This window comes from Streptomyces klenkii, from assembly GCF_003626645.1.
GTDB lineage: Bacteria > Actinomycetota > Actinomycetes > Streptomycetales > Streptomycetaceae > Streptomyces > Streptomyces klenkii.
Genome location: NZ_RBAM01000011.1, coordinates 57,109 through 74,029, shown reverse-complemented (window position 1 = coordinate 74,029; position 16,921 = coordinate 57,109). Strand labels below are relative to the sequence as shown.

Annotated in this window: 16 protein-coding genes; 12 read left to right on the top strand and 4 right to left on the bottom strand. The window is 70.5% G+C overall.

The annotated features are described in order from the left end of the window. The first annotated feature begins 14 nt into the window (after positions 1-14). Positions 15-1,604: an ABC transporter substrate-binding protein gene (locus D7231_RS25085; RefSeq protein WP_120757922.1), complete on the top strand. Its 1,590-nt coding sequence runs from the start codon at positions 15-17 to the stop codon at positions 1,602-1,604. A 79-nt stretch (positions 1,605-1,683) separates the two neighbouring features. On the opposite strand, the gene D7231_RS25080 is transcribed toward D7231_RS25085, so the two are convergent. Together D7231_RS25080 and D7231_RS25075 are read right to left on the bottom strand one after the other, a co-directional pair. Then, a complete protein-coding gene (locus D7231_RS25080; RefSeq protein ID WP_030367627.1) occupies positions 1,684-2,355 on the bottom strand; it encodes a response regulator in 672 nt (223 codons plus the stop codon). A 13-nt stretch (positions 2,356-2,368) separates the two neighbouring features. Further along, a complete protein-coding gene (locus D7231_RS25075; RefSeq protein WP_228775215.1) occupies positions 2,369-3,322 on the bottom strand; it encodes a RecB family exonuclease in 954 nt (317 codons plus the stop codon). 125 nt (positions 3,323-3,447) lie between these two features. Here D7231_RS25075 and D7231_RS25070 point away from each other — a divergent pair, with 125 nt between their 5' ends. The 3 genes from D7231_RS25070 to D7231_RS25060 all read left to right on the top strand — a co-directional run bounded on the left by D7231_RS25070 (position 3,448) and on the right by D7231_RS25060 (position 6,573). Further along, positions 3,448-4,722 (top strand): site-2 protease family protein, encoded by a 1,275-nt coding sequence (locus D7231_RS25070; protein WP_120757801.1) that lies wholly within the window; start codon positions 3,448-3,450, stop codon positions 4,720-4,722. 113 nt (positions 4,723-4,835) lie between these two features. After that, on the top strand, positions 4,836-5,723 hold the full coding sequence (locus tag D7231_RS25065; protein ID WP_120757800.1) for a tRNA (adenine-N1)-methyltransferase: 888 nt from the start codon (positions 4,836-4,838) through the stop codon (positions 5,721-5,723). Between the two features lie 235 nt (positions 5,724-5,958). Beyond that, positions 5,959-6,573 carry a hypothetical protein gene (locus D7231_RS25060; RefSeq protein WP_241999911.1) on the top strand — a complete coding sequence of 205 codons (615 nt, stop codon included), beginning with the start codon at positions 5,959-5,961 and terminating at the stop codon, positions 6,571-6,573. Positions 6,574-6,577: 4 nt separating this feature from the next. Here the strand turns inward: D7231_RS25060 and D7231_RS25055 are convergent, their stop codons facing one another. After that, positions 6,578-6,925 carry a ferredoxin gene (locus D7231_RS25055; RefSeq protein ID WP_228775245.1) on the bottom strand — a complete coding sequence of 116 codons (348 nt, stop codon included), beginning with the start codon at positions 6,923-6,925 and terminating at the stop codon, positions 6,578-6,580. 243 nt (positions 6,926-7,168) lie between these two features. Between D7231_RS25055 and arc the strand changes: the two genes are divergently transcribed. The 6 genes from arc (at position 7,169) to prcA (ending at position 12,980) form a co-directional block, all read left to right on the top strand. Beyond that, complete coding sequence (gene arc, locus D7231_RS25050) at positions 7,169-8,935, top strand: proteasome ATPase (protein ID WP_120757798.1); 1,767 nt, start codon at positions 7,169-7,171, stop codon at positions 8,933-8,935. 326 nt (positions 8,936-9,261) lie between these two features. Beyond that, positions 9,262-10,773: a depupylase/deamidase Dop gene (gene dop / locus D7231_RS25045; RefSeq protein ID WP_194961981.1), complete on the top strand. Its 1,512-nt coding sequence runs from the start codon at positions 9,262-9,264 to the stop codon at positions 10,771-10,773. A gap of 175 nt (positions 10,774-10,948) precedes the next feature. Further along, positions 10,949-11,167 (top strand): ubiquitin-like protein Pup, encoded by a 219-nt coding sequence (locus D7231_RS25040; protein WP_058045164.1) that lies wholly within the window; start codon positions 10,949-10,951, stop codon positions 11,165-11,167. A 4-nt stretch (positions 11,168-11,171) separates the two neighbouring features. Beyond that, entirely contained in the window at positions 11,172-11,360 is a 189-nt protein-coding gene (locus tag D7231_RS25035; RefSeq protein ID WP_120757796.1) for an endonuclease domain-containing protein, read from the top strand. Continuing rightward, positions 11,312-12,157: a proteasome subunit beta gene (gene prcB, locus D7231_RS25030; RefSeq protein ID WP_120757795.1), complete on the top strand. Its 846-nt coding sequence runs from the start codon at positions 11,312-11,314 to the stop codon at positions 12,155-12,157. The genes D7231_RS25035 and prcB overlap by 49 nt, the downstream gene beginning before the upstream one ends. 46 nt (positions 12,158-12,203) lie before the next feature. Then, positions 12,204-12,980 (top strand): proteasome subunit alpha, encoded by a 777-nt coding sequence (prcA, locus tag D7231_RS25025; RefSeq protein ID WP_120757794.1) that lies wholly within the window; start codon positions 12,204-12,206, stop codon positions 12,978-12,980. 69 nt (positions 12,981-13,049) lie between these two features. Here the strand turns inward: prcA and D7231_RS25020 are convergent, their stop codons facing one another. Next, positions 13,050-14,120 (bottom strand): LacI family DNA-binding transcriptional regulator, encoded by a 1,071-nt coding sequence (locus D7231_RS25020; RefSeq protein ID WP_241999910.1) that lies wholly within the window; start codon positions 14,118-14,120, stop codon positions 13,050-13,052. 122 nt (positions 14,121-14,242) lie between these two features. Here D7231_RS25020 and D7231_RS25015 point away from each other — a divergent pair, with 122 nt between their 5' ends. Then, the gene (locus tag D7231_RS25015) at positions 14,243-15,529 is read left to right on the top strand and encodes an MFS transporter (protein ID WP_120757793.1); all 1,287 of its coding nucleotides are present in this window, start codon (positions 14,243-14,245) and stop codon (positions 15,527-15,529) included. A 9-nt stretch (positions 15,530-15,538) separates the two neighbouring features. Next, on the top strand, positions 15,539-16,900 hold the full coding sequence (gene pafA, locus D7231_RS25010) for a Pup--protein ligase (protein ID WP_120757792.1): 1,362 nt from the start codon (positions 15,539-15,541) through the stop codon (positions 16,898-16,900). The last annotated feature ends 21 nt before the right edge of the window (positions 16,901-16,921 follow it).

Genomic DNA, 16,921 nt, shown 5'->3' with positions numbered 1-16,921 from the left:
TGAGGAACGTGCACGTGAGGAAACGTGACCAGTGGCTTGCCGCCCCGCTCGGTGCGGGGCTCGCCGCCGCCCTGCTCACCGGGTGCGGTTCGGAAGACGGCAACGCGGGCGGCACCGGGCAGTCGGTGGTCATGGGGATGTCCGACGAGGTCGTCTCCACCGACCCGGCATCCGGCTACGACCCGGGCTCGTGGGTGGTCTTCAACAACGTCTTCCAGTCGCTGATGAGCTTCCCCAAGGGGAGCACCATCCCTCAGCCGGACGCTGCCGACAAGTGCAGCTTCAAGGACGAGAGCAGCACCGTCTACCAGTGCACCCTCAAGGAGGGGCTCAAGTTCAGCAACGGCCACGACCTCACCTCCGAGGACGTCGCCCACTCCTTCAACCGCACCCTGAAGATCAACGACAAGAAGGGTCCCGCCACGGCCCTGCTGTCCTCGATCAAGAACATCAGGACGCCGGACAAGCTGAACGTCGTCTTCGAGCTCAAGCGCTCCGACGCCACCTTCCCGCAGAAGATCGCCTCCGGCGCCGGCTCGATCGTGGACCACCAGGAATACCCCCTGGACAAGCTCCGCACCGACGGCAAGGCGGTCGGCTCCGGCGTCTACAAGCTGGACTCGTACGACGAGAAGCAGGCCAAGTTCTCCGTCAACAAGAACTACAAGGGCGGTGCGGTCCTCCAGAACAGCGGCCTCACCATGAAGTTCTTCCACGGTGAGCAGGCCGAGCTGAAGGACGCCGTCCAGAAGGGCGACATCGACCTCGCCTACCGTGGTCTGGCCATGAAGGACATCGCCGACCTCGACGCCGCGGCCGGCAAGCACAACCTCAAGGTCGTCGAGGGCACCAGCGCCGAAGTCCAGCACCTGGTGTTCAACACCAAGGACCCGGTGGTCGGCAAGGTCGGCGTCCGCAAGGCCATCGCCTACCTGATCGACCGCAGCGCCCTCGTCCGCGACGTCTACAAGCGCACCGCCGAGCCGCTGTACTCGATCGTCCCCAGCGGCATCACCGGTCACAAGACCTCGTTCTACGACACCTACGGTGACCGGCCCCAGCCTGAGAAGGCCTCCGCCGCCCTGAACTCCGCCGGCATCAAGGACAAGGTCAAGCTGACCCTGTGGGCCACCCCGGTCCGCTACGGCCCCGGCACCGTCCCGGAGTTCCAGGAGATCGCCCGGCAGCTCAACAAGAGCGGCCTCTTCGAGGCGGACGTGAAGTCCGTCCCGCTGGAGGAGTACGAGCAGGGCATCTCCGCCGGCAAGTACGGCGTCTACGTGAAGGGCTGGGTCCCTGACTACCCGGACCCCGACAACTTCACCGCGCCCTTCTTCGGCGAGGACAACGTGGTCTCCAACAACTACGAGTCCAAGGAGATCACCAGCCGCATCCTGGCCACCGCCGCCAACGGCAGCCGGCCCTCCACCGTCGGCGACTACGCCAAGGTGCAGAACACCGTCGCCCAGGACGTGCCGCTCCTGCCGCTGTGGCAGGGCAAGCAGTACGCGGTCGCCAGCGAGCGCATCTCCGGCCTCCAGTGGACCCTCGACGCCTCGACCGTCTTCCGTTTCTGGGAGATCAGCAAGAGCGCCAAGGGCTGACCGGCCCACCACGCGAACGTGCCCTCCCCCGGACATCCGGGGGAGGGCACCGTGCTTTTTTCGCCGTGAGGGCGGTCGGCTACTGCGCGCCCGGCCGCACCAGACCGCTCTCGTACGCGTAGACCGCCGCCTGCACGCGGTCCCGCAGCCCGAGCTTCGTCAGGACGTGCCCCACGTGCGTCTTCACCGTGGTCTCGCTGACGAACAGGTCCGCCGCGATCTCCGCGTTCGACAGGCCGCGCGCCACCAGCTTCAGCACCTCGACCTCGCGGTCCGTCAGCGTGTGCAGCGTGTCCGGCAGCGGCTCCTCGCCCGACGGCAGGTGGCCCGCGTACTTGTCCAGCAGCCGGCGCGTGATGCTCGGCGCCAGCATCGCCTCGCCGCCCGCCACCACCCGGATCGCCTGCACCAGCTCATTGGCCGGCGCGTCCTTCAGCAGGAAGCCGCTCGCACCCGCGCGCAGCGCCTCCACCACGTACTCGTCGAGGTCGAAGGTGGTCAGCACCAGCACCTTCGCCGGGCCGTTCCGGTCCGGGCCGGTGATCTGGCGCGTCGCCTCGACGCCGTCCATCCGGGGCATCCGGATGTCCATCAGGACCACATCGGGCTGCAAGGCCCGCACCTGATCCAGCGCCTGCAGACCGTCCCCCGCCTCGCCCACCACCGCGAGGTCCTGTTCCGCTTCGAGAATCATCCGGAAGCCGGTGCGCAGCAGCGGCTGGTCGTCGACCAGTAGGACGCGGATCGCCACAGGAACTCCTTCGTTAGACCGCGTCCATTCTGCCCTGAGCCGTCCCCTGCGGGGCCACCCGCCCGTCGCGCTGCGCCACGATCGGCAGCGGATACGGCGGGGGAGTGCCGCCGAACTCCGGGCACACGGCCCGGTGGTCGCACCAGCCGCACAGCTTCGTCGGCCGCGGCCGCCACTCACCGGTCTCCGTGGCCAGCACGATCGCGTCCCACAGCGCCCGCAGCTTGCGCTCGACCGCCCGCAGCTCGTCCTCCACCGGGTCGTACGTGAGCACGTCACCGCTGCCCAGGTAGACCAGCTGGAGCCGGCGCGGCACCCGGCCCTTCAGCTTCCACAGCACCAGCGCGTAGAACGTCATCTGGAACAGCGCACCGTCGCGGAACTGCGGGGCCGGGGCCTTGCCCGTCTTGTAGTCCACGATGCGCACGTCGCCCGTCGGCGCCACGTCCACCCGGTCGATGAAGCCGCGCAGCAGCGGGCCCGACTCCAGCGCCGTCTCCACGTACAGCTCGCGCTCCGCGGGCTCCAGCCGCGTCGGGTCCTCCAGCGTGAACCAGCGCTCGACCAGCCGCTCCGCCTCGCCCAGCCACTTCGCCAGCTGCTCCGGGTCGTGCGCGCCGTCCTCGCCGTGGAACAGCTCGGCCAGCTCCGGGCGGGAGGACAGCAGCCGCTCCCACTCGCCGGGCACCAGCCCCCTGGCCCGCTCCGTCGTCCGCTCCGCCGCGGGAGCGTCGAAGAGCCGCTCCAGCACCGCGTGCACCACCGTGCCGCGGGTGGCCGCGGCGCTCGGCTTCTCCGGCAGCCGGTCGATCACCCGGAACCGGTACAGCAGCGGGCACTGCATGAAATCGCCCGCCCGCGACGGCGAGAGCGCCTTCGGCCGCCCCGGTCCCGAACCCGTCTCCGCAGGCCCGCGGCGTGCGTCTGCCCCGGCCTGCCCGGCGGGGGCCCCACTGTCCATACCCATGACAGAAAACCCTAAGGCCCGCCACCGACAGCCGGCGTCATACCATCGACCACAGACCCCTTCGCACTGCATGATCGGAACAGCACCCGGTCACCAGCGAGGGCCGCATCGGACGAGGGGACACCGTGGAGAACAGCGGGCAGAGCAGGTCCGGCGGCGGGGACGCCGGTGACCGGCACGAGCCCGGCAAGCGCCCGCCCGAACGCCCCCGCGAGAGCGGCGGCGGCATCCTCATGGGCCGCCCCTTCGGCGTACCCGTCTACGTGGCCCCCAGCTGGTTCCTCGTCGCCGCCCTCATCACCTGGGTCTTCGGCGGCCAGCTCGACCGCGTGCTCCCCGAGCTCGGCCGCGCCCGCTACCTCGTCTCCCTCTTCTTCGCCGTCGCCTTCTACGCCTCGGTCCTCGTCCACGAGCTCGCCCACACCGTCGCCGCGCTCCGCTTCAAGCTCCCCGTGCGCCGCATCCAGCTCCAGTTCTTCGGCGGCGTCTCCGAGATCGAGAAGGAGACCGAGACCCCCGGCCGCGAATTCGTCCTCGCCTTCGTCGGCCCCCTGCTCTCCCTCGTCCTCGCCGGCGTCTTCTACCTCGGCGTGCTCGCCGTCGAGCCCGGCACCGTCCCCGGCGTCCTGCTCGCCGGCCTGATGGTCTCCAACCTGCTCGTCGCCGCCTTCAACCTGCTCCCCGGCCTCCCCCTGGACGGCGGCCGCATGCTCCGCGCCGTCGTCTGGAAGATCAGCGGCAATCCCATGACCGGCACCGTCGCCGCCGCCTGGATCGGCCGCGCCCTCGCCGTCGCCGTCCTCATCGGCCTGCCCCTGCTCACCCGCGCCGGGGGCGGCCTCGGCCGGTCCGGCGCGGACCTCGGCGGCCTCGACTCCCTCACCGACTCCCTCACCGACGCCCTCCTCGCGGCGATCCTCGCCGCGATCATCTGGACCGGCGCCGGCAACAGCCTCCGCATGGCCCGCCTGCGCGAGCGCCTCCCCGGCCTGCGCGCCCGCACCCTCACCCGCCGCGCCGTCCCCGTCGAGGCCGCCACGCCCCTCTCCGAGGCCCTGCGCCGCGCCGGAGAGGCAGGCGCCCGCGCCCTCGTCGTCGTCGACGGCCAGGGCAGCCCCACCGCCCTCGTCCGCGAGGCCGCCATCGCCGGCGTCCCCGAGCACCGCCGCCCCTGGGTCGCCGTCAGCGCCCTCGCCCAGGACCTCAAGGACGGCATGCGCGTCCCCGCCGACCTCGCCGGCGAAGAGCTCCTCGACACCCTCCGCGCCACCCCCGCCACCGAGTACCTGGTCGTCGAGCCCGGCGGCGAGGTCTACGGCGTGCTGTCGACCTCCGACGTCGAGCGGGCCTTCGTGGCCGCCATGTCCCGCACCCCCTCCTCGGCCCGCACGCCCTCCTGAGGCCGGGCCCGCCCTCCTGAAGCCGCGCACGGGCCCTGTCAGGGGGTCTGTCACGGGGTCTGTGCAGCGGCGCCGTGTCCGTACCCCCGCCGGATGACGGGTAGGCTGGTCACATGTCCGAACCGACCGGTGCCGCCCGCCGTCGCGGGCCCTTCCAGGTCGGGGACCAGGTCCAGCTCACCGACCCCAAGGGACGCCACTACACCTTCACGCTCGAAGCCGGGAAGCAGTTCCACACCCACAAGGGTGCCTTCCCCCACGACGAGCTGATCGGTGCCCCCGAAGGCAGTGTTGTCCGTACCACGGGAAACGTCGCCTACCTCGCGCTGCGCCCCCTGCTCCCCGACTACGTCCTGTCCATGCCCCGCGGCGCCGCCGTGGTCTACCCCAAGGACGCGGGGCAGATCCTGGCCTTCGCCGACATCTTCGCCGGCGCGCGCGTCGTCGAGGCCGGGGTGGGCTCCGGCTCGCTCAGCGCCTTCCTGCTGCGCGCCATCGGTGACCAGGGCATGCTGCACTCCTACGAGCGCCGCGCGGACTTCGCCGAGATCGCCCAGGGGAACGTCGAGCGCTACTTCGGCGGCCCGCACCCCGCCTGGCAGCTGACCGTCGGCGACCTCCAGGACAACCTGTCCGACACGGACGTCGACCGCGTCATCCTCGACATGCTCGCCCCCTGGGAGTGCCTGGAGGCCGTCTCCAAGGCGCTCGTCCCCGGCGGCATCCTCTGCTGCTACGTGGCGACGACCACCCAGCTCGCCCGGACCGTCGAGTCCATCCGCGAGATCGGCTGCTTCGCCGAGCCGCAGCCGTGGGAGTCGATGATCCGCAACTGGCACGTCGAGGGCCTGGCCGTCCGGCCGGACCACCGCATGATCGGCCACACCGGCTTCCTGGTCACCGCCCGCCGCCTCGCGGACGGCGTCGAGCCGCCCATGCGCCGCCGCCGCCCCGCCAAGGGCGCCTACGGCGACGACTACGAAGGCCCCAACAAGGGCTGACCCCGAACGCCGCGTGCCCGGCACGCACGGCGCCGCCCCCGAGTTCCCCGCACCGCGGGGAACTCGGGGGCGGCGCCTCTTCGTTCGGCTCACCCGCCCGGCTTCGCCCGGCGCATTCCGGCGGCCCTCCTCCGGCGTGCCCGCGGTTCACCGGTACGCGGTGATGTGGCACGATGCTGATCACTTCCGCATCCCCAGCATTCCCCGCAGTCACCGCCTCCAGGAGTCAGCGCGCGTGCAGCCACCGGCCGGCAGTCTTCACCCAGACCGTGCTCATCCCGACCCCGAGCCCGCCGAGCCCCTCCCGCACACCCGCCCCGGGCCCGTGCACTGGCTGGTCACCGCGGTGGCCCTCGCCGCCGTGATCGCCGTCGCCTGTCTCACCGGTCCCCGCGAGGACCCGGCCCCCGCGCGCGCCGTCGCACCCGCCGCGGCCACCCGGGCCCCCGACGCGCTCGCCGGCCGCTACCCGCTCCGGTGCGGCCCCGGCGGCGGCCCCGACGTCGTCCAGCAGGTCACCTCGGACCTCGACCACGACGGCCGGCTGGAGACCGTGGCCGTCGTGCGCTGCCGCGCCGGCGGCGGCACCCCGCCCAGCGGGGTCTACCTGCTCGCCGAGCCCCGCTCGTACGGCGAGCCGCCGCGCGTCCTCGCGACCCTCGTCGACCCCAAGGAGAAGATGACCGTCACCGCTCTCACCGTCACCGAGGGCACCGTTTCGGCCACTCTGCTCGGCTACTCGTCCGCGAGCGTGCCGCGTTGCTGCCCGGACATGCGGCGGACCGTCGAATGGCACTGGAAGAACGGGAAGTTCGTCCTCCGGCCGCACCCGGTCGCGGGGAGTGTGTGAGCCGTCACTCGGCGTCGGGGCCGTAGATCTCCACCTTGTCCGAAATGCGGCGTACATGAATGCAGTCGCCCGGGCACTCCTTCGCGGAGTCCCGGACATCGGTGAGCAGGGTCAGCGGCACCGGCGTCGTCGCGCCGGGCTCCTGGAGCAGCTCGTCGTCGGCGCTCTTCACGTAGGCCAGGCCGTCGATGTCCAGCTCGAAGACCTCGGGCGCATACTGGGCGCAGATCCCGTCCCCGGTGCACAGGTCCTGGTCGATCCAGACCTCCAGAGCCCCGTCCGTCGCCTCCGTCGCGTCCTGGCCCGCCGGAGCCCCGGCCGTGCCTGCACGGTCCTCGTTCTGCACGGTCATCTCGCCCTGCCGTTCGCTACGTATCTGAATCAATTGGAGCCAGCCCTGACGGGTGTTGACCGACTCGACGATACAACCGCCCGCTTTCCGATGTTGATGGGTGGGTATTCCCCTGCTGTGGGGACGTGCGCAAGGGTGAAGATCGGACACACTCCGACCGGGTTTGTGATCTAGGGGTTTCAACCTGCACCGGCCCAGGTAGGGTCAGGAAGCGTCCAGCTCCCCTTGGAGGAGGTGAGGACCGTGGCAGCCCACGACGACGACATGAACCGCGGCATCCGGCCGGGACGAGCGTCCGACGACCTCGCGAGCCAGGTTGCCTATTACGAGCAGGAGATCGCCGTCCTGCGACGCAAGCTCGCCGACTCTCCGCGGCACACGAGGATTCTCGAAGAGCGGATCGTCGAGCTCCAGACCAACCTGGCCGGCGTGTCCGCGCAGAACGAGCGGCTCGCCAACACCCTCCGCGAGGCGCGCGACCAGATCGTCGCCCTCAAGGAGGAGGTCGACCGGCTCGCACAGCCGCCGGCCGGCTTCGGGGTCTTCCTCAAGGCCAACGACGACGGCACGGCCGACATCTTCACCGGGGGCCGCAAGCTCCGGGTGAACGTCAGCCCGAGCGTCGAGGCGGAGGACCTCAGGCGCGGCCAGGAGGTCATGCTCAACGAAGCGCTCAACGTGGTCGAAGCCATGGAGTTCGAGCGGGCCGGGGACATCGTCACCCTCAAGGAGATCCTCGAGGACGGCGAGCGCGCCCTGGTCATCGGGCACACCGACGAGGAGCGGGTGGTGAGGCTCGCCGAGCCGCTGCTGGACACCACCATCCGTCCCGGCGACGCCCTGCTCCTGGAACCCCGTTCCGGCTACGTCTACGAGATCATCCCGAAGAGCGAGGTCGAGGAGCTCGTCCTCGAAGAGGTCCCGGACATCGACTACACCAAGATCGGCGGCCTGGGGAACCAGATCGAGCTGATCCGTGACGCGGTCGAGCTCCCCTACCTCTACCCCGACCTCTTCAAGGAGCACGAACTGCGGCCGCCCAAGGGCGTGCTGCTGTACGGGCCCCCCGGCTGCGGCAAGACGCTCATCGCCAAGGCCGTCGCCAACTCCCTTGCCAAGAAGGTCGCCGAGGTCACCGGCAAGCCCGCGGGGAAGAGCTTCTTCCTCAACATCAAGGGCCCCGAGCTCCTCAACAAGTACGTCGGGGAGACCGAGCGGCACATCCGGCTGATCTTCCAGCGGGCGAGGGAGAAGGCGAGCGAGGGCACCCCGGTCATCGTCTTCTTCGACGAGATGGACTCCCTCTTCCGCACCCGCGGATCCGGAGTCAGCTCGGACGTCGAGAACACCATCGTCCCCCAGCTCCTCTCCGAGATCGACGGCGTCGAGGGCCTGGAGAACGTGATCGTGATCGGCGCCTCCAACCGGGAGGACATGATCGACCCGGCCATCCTGCGCCCCGGCCGTCTCGATGTGAAGATCAAGATCGAGCGCCCGGACGCCGAGGCCGCCAAGGACATCTTCTCGAAGTACCTCACCCGGACCCTGCCCATCCACGCGGACGACCTCACCGAGCACGGCGGGGACTCCGCGGCCGCCGTGGCCGGCATGATCCAGTCGGTCGTCGAGCAGATGTACGCTGAATCCGAGGAAAACCGCTTCCTCGAGGTCACCTACGCCAATGGCGACAAGGAAGTCCTCTATTTCAAGGACTTCAACTCCGGCGCCATGATCCAGAACATTGTGGACCGGGCGAAGAAGATGGCGATCAAGGCCTTCCTCGACCACAACCAGAAGGGTCTGCGCGTCTCCCACCTGCTCGCCGCCTGCGTCGACGAGTTCAAGGAGAACGAGGACCTGCCCAACACCACCAACCCGGACGACTGGGCCCGGATCTCCGGCAAGAAGGGCGAGCGGATCGTCTTCATCCGCACCCTGGTCACCGGGAAGCAGGGCGCCGACACCGGTCGCTCGATCGACACGGTGGCGAATACCGGCCAGTACCTGTAGCACCGCCGTCCGGCTGCGGATGTCCCGCCCCCGCTTCGGCGGGGGCACACCCCGGGACAACCGCGGCCGGACGTGTTTTTCCGCCGCCCGCGCCGAATTCCGCAGGTTTCCCGCCAGGATCGCGCCACGGGGAGCGCCCTTGGCCCGGGTACGCCACGAACCGGAGCAATGACTGTAATGATCTCCCCACCGCCGCAAAGCCGTTCTAGGCTCTTCGATACCGCCGCAGCGCGCGCCGGGGGAGCGAGGGCCGGACACGGACCGGATGCGCAGCGGTACTTGAGCGCCGACCCCACCAGGGGGCGCCGCCGGGCAAGGAGGGCCGCATGACCGTACGGCGAGTAATGGGCATCGAGACGGAGTACGGGATCTCCGTCCCCGGTCACCCGAACGCCAATGCCATGCTCACCTCGTCCCAGATCGTCAACGCCTACGCCGCGGCGATGCACCGGGCGCGACGCGCCCGCTGGGACTTCGAGGAGGAGAACCCGCTGCGGGACGCCCGGGGCTTCGACCTCGCCCGCGAAGCCGCGGACTCCAGCCAGCTCACCGACGAGGACATCGGCCTCGCCAACGTCATCCTGACCAACGGGGCGCGGCTCTACGTCGACCACGCCCACCCCGAGTACAGCTCCCCGGAGATCACCAACCCGCGCGACGCCGTCCTGTGGGACAAGGCCGGCGAGCGGATCATGGCCGAGGCCGCCGAGCGCGCCGCCCAGCTGCCCGGAGCCCAGCCGATCCACCTCTACAAGAACAACACCGACAACAAGGGCGCGTCCTACGGCACCCACGAGAACTACCTGATGAAGCGGGAGACCCCCTTCTCGGACATCGTGCGCCACCTGACGCCCTTCTTCGTCTCCCGCCAGGTCGTCACCGGCGCCGGCCGCGTCGGCATCGGCCAGGACGGCCACGAGCACGGCTTCCAGCTCAGCCAGCGCGCGGACTACTTCGAGGTCGAGGTGGGCCTGGAGACCACCCTCAAGCGGCCGATCATCAACACGCGCGACGAGCCGCACGCCGACGCGGAGAAGTACCGCCGGCTCCACGTGATCATCGGCGACGCCAACCTCTCGGAGATCTCCACCTACCTCAAGCTGGGCACCACCGCGCTGGTCCTGTCCATGATCGAGGACGGCTTCATCGTCTCCGACCTGGCCGTCGACCAGCCCGTCCGCACGCTCCACCAGGTCAGCCACGACCCCACCCTGCAACGCCTGATCACGCTCCGCAGCGGCCGCACGCTCACCGGCGTACAGCTCCAGATGGAGTACTGCGAGCTGGCCCGCAAGTACGTCGAGAACCGCTTCGGGGCCGACGCCGACGAGCAGACCAAGGACGTCCTGGGCCGCTGGGAGGACGTGCTGAACCGGCTGGAGCACGATCCGATGAGCCTGGCCGGCGAGCTGGACTGGGTGGCCAAGCGGGAGCTCCTGGAGGGCTACCGCCGCCGCGACGGCCTGGGCTGGGACGCGGCCCGGCTGCACCTGGTGGACCTCCAGTACGCGGACGTGCGGCCCGAGAAGGGCCTGTACAACCGTCTCGCGGCCCGCGGCAGGATGAAGCGGCTGCTGGACGAGACCGAGGTGGAGCGCGCCCGCACGGTCCCGCCCGAGGACACCCGGGCCTACTTCCGCGGCCGCTGCCTGGAGCAGTACGCGGACGACGTGGCCGCGGCCTCCTGGGACTCGGTGATCTTCGACCTCCCGGGCCGTGACTCCCTGCAACGGGTGCCCACCCTGGAGCCACTGCGCGGCACGCGCAACCACGTCAAGGAACTCCTGGACCGCTGCCGCACCGCGGAAGAGCTGGTCCGGGTCCTCTCCGGGGGCTGAGCCAGGTCTGAGAGGGGAGCGTTCAGGGAATCATCACGGTGGTTCCGGGACGTTGTAGCAAGTGCCGGGCCGATGCGGGACCCGGGTTATAGGGTCTGATCATGCAGGCCCGAGTACGGCTGAGTACGACTGTGCACGTCCGATCTTGTACGTCGAACCGAGCGGGGTGAGGGATATGGCGACCAAGGACACCGGCGGCGGTCAGCAGAAGGCCACGCGATCCACCGAGGACGTCGAGGAACAGGCGCAGGACGCGCAGGTCTCGGAGGACCTCAAGGAGCGGCAGGAGAAGCTGTCGGACGACGTCGACTCCGTGCTGGACGAGATCGACGACGTCCTCGAGGAGAACGCCGAGGACTTCGTGCGCTCCTTCGTGCAGAAGGGCGGCGAGTAGGCACCTGCCGCCGCCTGTAAATCACGATCATGGGACCGGTAAGGTCCCTGGCGTACTGCGCCCCAGCTCCGACGCGGCCCTGGGGCGGTTCAAGGATCGAGCGGACGTCATGGGGCGGGCCGCTGCATACCTGGAAGGAAACGTGTGGAAGCCAACACTCGTAGCACCGGGCGTCTGCCGGCTGCCTTCCTGACCCCCGGCTCCTCGTCCTTCATGGACTTCCTCTCCGCGCACTCGCCGGAGCTGCTCCCGGGCAACCGGGTGCTCCCGCCGGTGCAGGGCGCGATCGAGATTCCCCATGGGACGACCATCGTCGCGGCCTCGTTCCCCGGCGGTGTGGTGCTGGCCGGTGACCGCCGGGCGACGATGGGCAACGTCATCGCCCAGCGCGACATCGAGAAGGTCTTCCCCGCCGACGAGTACTCGGCGGTGGGCATCGCCGGCACGGCCGGGCTGGCCGTGGAGATGGTCAAGCTCTTCCAGCTGGAGCTGGAGCACTTCGAGAAGGTCGAGGGGGTCCAGCTCTCGCTGGAGGGCAAGGCCAACCGGCTGTCGACGATGATCCGCAGCAACCTCGGCATGGCCATGCAGGGCCTGGCCGTGGTGCCGCTCTTCGCCGGCTGGGACGTCGACCGCCAGAAGGGCCGGATCTTCTCCTACGACGTGACCGGCGGCCGCTCGGAGGAGCACGGCTTCGCCGCCACCGGCTCGGGCTCGGTCTTCGCCCGGGGGTCGCTGAAGAAGCTCTTCCGTGAGGACCTGACGGAGGGCCAGACCCTCACGCTCGTCGTCCAGGCGCTCTACGACGCCGCCGACGACGACTCCGCGACCGGCGGGCCGGACCTCGCGCGGCGCATCTATCCGATCGTCACCGTCATCACCGACGAGGGGTTCCGCAAGCTCACCGAGGCGGAGTGCTCCGAGGTCGTCCGGGCGATCCACGACCGGCGCCTCCAGGAGCCGGACGGCCCGCGGGCCGCCCTCCTCTGAGGGCTGCGGAATGAACCCCTCATCGACAGAAAGGGACGGATAACCGGTGTCGACGCCGTTCTACGTATCACCTCAGCAGGCCATGGCCGACCGCGCCGAGTACGCCCGCAAGGGCATTGCGCGCGGCCGCAGCGTCGTGGTGCTCCAATACACCGATGGCGTTGTCTTCGTTGCCGAGAACCCGTCCCGGGCCCTGCACAAGGTCAGCGAAATCTATGACCGGATCGCGTTTGCCGCGGTCGGGAAGTACAACGAATTCGAAAATCTGCGGATCGGCGGCGTGCGCTATGCCGACCTCCGTGGTTACACCTATGACCGGGACGATGTCACGGCCCGTGGCCTGGCCAACGTCTACGCCCAGACGCTGGGCGGGATCTTCTCCAGCGCGGCCGAGAAGCCCTACGAGGTCGAGCTGATCGTCGCCGAGGTCGGCGCGGGCCCCGAGGATGACCAGATCTACCGGCTGCCGCACGACGGCTCGATCGTGGACGAGCACGGTTCGGTCGCCATCGGTGGCAATGCCGATCAGATCAGCAATTACCTCGATCAGCGGCACCGCGACGGCATGACGCTCTCCGAGGTGCTGAAGCTCGCCGTGGAGTCCCTCACCCGCGATAACAACGGCGGCGAGCGGACGCTGACCGCGGAGCAGCTGGAGGTCGCGGTCCTGGACCGCACGCGGCCGCAGCAGCGGAAGTTCAAGCGGCTGCTGGGCCGTCAGCTGTCGCGGCTGCTGGAGGGGGACACCTCCGCCGCCGCCGAAGCGGACGCGGAGCCGGAAGCGGCTTCGGAGGAGGGCGGAGAGGCCTCCACCGAGAGCTGATTCCTCCTGCTATTGCCCACGCCGTGCGCCCCGCCGGGTTTCCCCGCCGGGGCGCACGGCGTTCGCACGCTATGTGCGGGCGTGTGCCGTGGTGCCGCGGGTGACCAGGCGGACCGGAAGGGCCTCGGGGGCCGGGGTCCGGCCGTCGAGGACGGCGACGAGGGCCCGCATCCCGGCCTCGCCGACCGCCTCGGCCGGCAGCTGGACGGTGGTGAGCTCGGGCTCGACGGCCGTGGCGAGGGCCAGGTCGGTGAAGCCGGTGACGGAGAGGTCGGCGGGCACGTGCAGGCCCAGCCGGCGGGCGGCCTTGCAGGCGCCCGCGGCCAGGACATCGTCGTCGCAGATGATCGCGGTGGGGCGGTGGCCGGGCTCGGCGAGGGCCTTCTCGGTGGCGCGCAGCCCGTCGGCGACGGTCAGGGGCGCCCGCTCCGTGCGCACCGTCACGCCGGACGTCGCGCACAGGGCGTCGGCGAGGGCGCGGGCGCGGACCCGGAAGGTCCAGGTGTCGATGTCCGAGGCGAGGTGCAGGAAGCGCCGGTGGCCGAGGCCCAGCAGGTGCCCGGCGACCTGGCGCATGCCGTCGGCGATGTCGGGGTTGACGGTGGCGGAGGCGCCTTCGCGGCCGGGGTCGCTGTCGAGCATGACGAGCGGGAGGCCGCCGCCGCGGAGGGCGCCGAGGGCTTCGGCGGCCATCGAGGAGGCGAGCACGCCGTCGAGGGTGGCGGAGGCGGAGGCGAAGGGGTCGGGGGCCGGGCCGGTGCCCTCGGGGGAGAGGTAGAGCACGACGCCGAGGCCGTGCTCGCGGGCGACGCGGACGACGCCCGTGTGCACCCGGGCGAAGAACTCGTTGGTGAGCGCGGGGACGACCAGCAGGACCGTACGGGTGCGGCCCAGGCGCAGGTCGCGGGCGGCGAGGTTGGGGCGGTAGCCCAGGCTGCGGGCGGCGGAGCGGACGGCCTCCGCGGTGCGCTCGGAGACGCGGCCGCGCCACTTCTCGCCCATGACGAGGGAGACCGTGGCCTGGGAGACGCCGGCGGCGCGGGCGACGTCGCGGCTGGTGGCGCGGGCGCCGGCGCGGGGGCCGCGGGCCGTGGGCCACCGCTCGCCGGGGCGCTGCGGGGTCTCTTCGCCGCTGGTCACTGTAGGTGCCTCCCCTGAGTGGCGCGGCCTGCGGCGTTGGACCCGCGGGCTGCGGCCATGATACGTATGACGCTTCAAGTTATACGTAAAACCCGAGGCTCGGGGAAGAGAGGAAGTCACCGATGGCGGCCGGCTACGGCGAGATGCTCCGAACGCGGCACGCCGCGCGCCTGCTCACAGGCACGCTGGTGGGCCGTCTGCCGAATGCCACGGCCGCGCTCGCGATCGTCCTCTTCGTCCGTGCCGAGGGGGGCAGCCTCGCGCTCGCCTCGGCGCTCTCCGCCGTCTACGGCGTGGCGAACGCGGTGGGCCAGCCGCTGCTGGGCCGGGCCGTCGACCTCTACGGACAGCCGCGCGTCATGCTGCCGTCGGCCCTGCTGGCCGCGCTCGGCATGACGGTCTTCGCCGCCGCCGGTCTGGAACCCGTCGCCCTAGCTTACGCGGCCATGGTGGTGTCCGGATTCTTCACGCCGCCGCTGGAGGGCGGCCTGCGGGCGCTGTGGCCGTCGGTCCTCAAGAGCGAGGAGCGGATCCACGCCGCGTACTCCCTCGACGCCATCGCCCAGGAAGTGATGTACGTCGTCGGCCCGCTAATCATCACCGGGCTCGTCTCCCTGTGGTCCCCGGCCGGCTCGCTGTTCGTGATCAACGCCCTGGGCGCCCTCGGCGCGCTCGCCGTCGTCACCTCGCCGCCCTCCCGCGAGTGGCGCAGCGCGCCCCGTGAGGCGCACTGGCTGGGCGCCCTGCGCTCGCGCGGGCTGCTCGTGCTGCTCGGGACGTTCTTCTTCATCGGCTCCGCGCTCGGCTCGATCGCGGTCTCCGCGGTGGCCTACGGCGAGGCCCACCACGACGGCAACGTGGCCGGCTACCTGCTCTCCGCGGTCGGCGTGGGCGCCTTCATCGGCGGCACCGTCTACGGCCACCGGCAGTGGCCCGGCACCCCGGAGCAGCGGCTGCGGCTGCTCGTCATCGGCCTCGCGGTGTGCTACCTGCCGCTGCTGCTGGTGCCGGGCCCGGTCCTGATGACGGTCTTCGCCGGTGTCGCCGGCGTCTTCCTGGCCCCCTGTCTGGCCTGCGCCTTCGTGGTCGTGGACCGGCACGCGCTGCGCGGCACCGTCACCGAGGCGTTCTCGTGGCTGGTGACGTCCTTCGGCGTGGGCGCGGCCATCGGCACGGCCTTCGCCGGCCCCGCGCTCCAGGGCGTCAGCCTCCGTGCGGGCTTCGCGGTCGCCGTGGGCTGCGGCGTGGCCGCCCTGGTCGTCATGCTGGCGGCGCGGCGTGCGCTGCAAGCTCCGGCGGGCCCCTCGCCCATCGTGGCGCGCTCGGAGGACGAGCCCGCCGCGGCCCGGTCGGAAAATGATCGGAACGGTGCGGTCGAACCCGGTTTCAGCGCAGGGCATCAGGCGTAATGTTCAGGCATGGACCGCCGCATTTTCGGGCTGGAGAACGAGTACGGCGTCACGTGCACCTTCAGGGGACAGCGCCGGCTGTCGCCTGACGAAGTGGCGCGCTACCTCTTCCGCCGTGTCGTTTCCTGGGGCCGCAGCAGCAATGTCTTCCTGCGCAACGGAGCGCGTCTTTACCTGGATGTGGGCTCGCACCCGGAATACGCAACGCCGGAGTGCGACAGCGTGATCGAGCTGGTCACCCACGACAAGGCGGGCGAGCGCATTCTCGAGGGCCTGCTCGTCGATGCCGAACGGCGCCTGCACGAGGAGGGGATCGCGGGCGACGTCTACCTCTTCAAGAACAACACCGACTCCGCCGGGAACTCCTACGGCTGCCACGAGAACTATCTCGTCGCGCGGCACGGGGAGTTCTCGCGTCTTGCGGACATTCTCATCCCGTTCCTGGTGACGCGGCAGCTGCTGTGCGGGGCCGGGAAGGTGCTCCAGACGCCGCGGGGCGCGGTGTACTGCGTCAGTCAGCGCGCGGAGCACATCTGGGAGGGCGTCAGCTCGGCGACGACCCGCTCCCGCCCGATCATCAATACGCGGGACGAGCCGCACGCGGACGCCGAGCGCTACCGCCGGCTGCACGTCATCGTCGGCGACTCCAACATGTCCGAGACGACCATGCTGCTGAAGGTCGGCGCGACGGACCTGGTGCTGCGCATGATCGAGGCGGGCACGGTCATGCGCGACCTGACGCTGGAGAATCCGATCCGGGCGATCCGTGAGGTCAGTCACGACATTACGGGCCGGCGGAAGGTCCGGCTCGCGAGCGGGCGCGAGGCCTCGGCCCTGGAGGTCCAGCAGGAGTACTACGAGAAGGCCGTGGACTTCTGCGAGCGCCGCGGCATCCGCACGGGCACGGTGGAGCGGGTCCTGGAGCTGTGGGGCCGCACCCTGGAGGCCGTCCGGGACGAGGATCTGGACCGGATCTCCACGGAGATCGACTGGGTGATGAAGTACCAGCTCATCGAGCAGTACCGGGCGAAGAACAACATCACCATGTCGCACCCGAGGGTCGCGCAGATAGACCTCGCGTACCACGACATCCACCGCCGCCGCGGGCTGTACTACCTGCTGGAGAAGCGCGGCCGGGCGGCCCGGGTGTGCAATGACGTCAAGATCTTCGAGGGCAAGTCGGTGCCGCCGCAGACGACCCGGGCCCGGCTGCGGGGCGACTTCATCCGCCGTGCGCAGGAGCAGCGGCGCGACTTCACGGTCGACTGGGTGCACTTGAAGCTCAATGACCAGGCGCAGCGGACGGTGCTGTGCAAGGACCCGTTCCGGTCGGTGGACGACCGGGTGGAGAAGCTGATCGCCGGGATGTGAGCCGGCGGTGCGGGCAGCGGG

What these genes read in the sequence shown, in the direction of transcription:
- D7231_RS25075 (WP_228775215.1), bottom strand. Translation starts at nt 3,322, where the DNA reads ATGGGTATGGACAGTGGGGCCCCCGCCGGGCAGGCCGGGGCAGACGCA.
- D7231_RS25065 (WP_120757800.1), top strand. Translation starts at nt 4,836, where the DNA reads ATGTCCGAACCGACCGGTGCCGCCCGCCGTCGCGGGCCCTTCCAGGTC.
- D7231_RS25055 (WP_228775245.1), bottom strand. Translation starts at nt 6,925, where the DNA reads ATGACCGTGCAGAACGAGGACCGTGCAGGCACGGCCGGGGCTCCGGCG.
- dop (WP_194961981.1), top strand. Translation starts at nt 9,262, where the DNA reads ATGACCGTACGGCGAGTAATGGGCATCGAGACGGAGTACGGGATCTCC.
- D7231_RS25040 (WP_058045164.1), top strand. Translation starts at nt 10,949, where the DNA reads ATGGCGACCAAGGACACCGGCGGCGGTCAGCAGAAGGCCACGCGATCC.
- D7231_RS25015 (WP_120757793.1), top strand. Translation starts at nt 14,243, where the DNA reads ATGGCGGCCGGCTACGGCGAGATGCTCCGAACGCGGCACGCCGCGCGC.
- pafA (WP_120757792.1), top strand. Translation starts at nt 15,539, where the DNA reads ATGGACCGCCGCATTTTCGGGCTGGAGAACGAGTACGGCGTCACGTGC.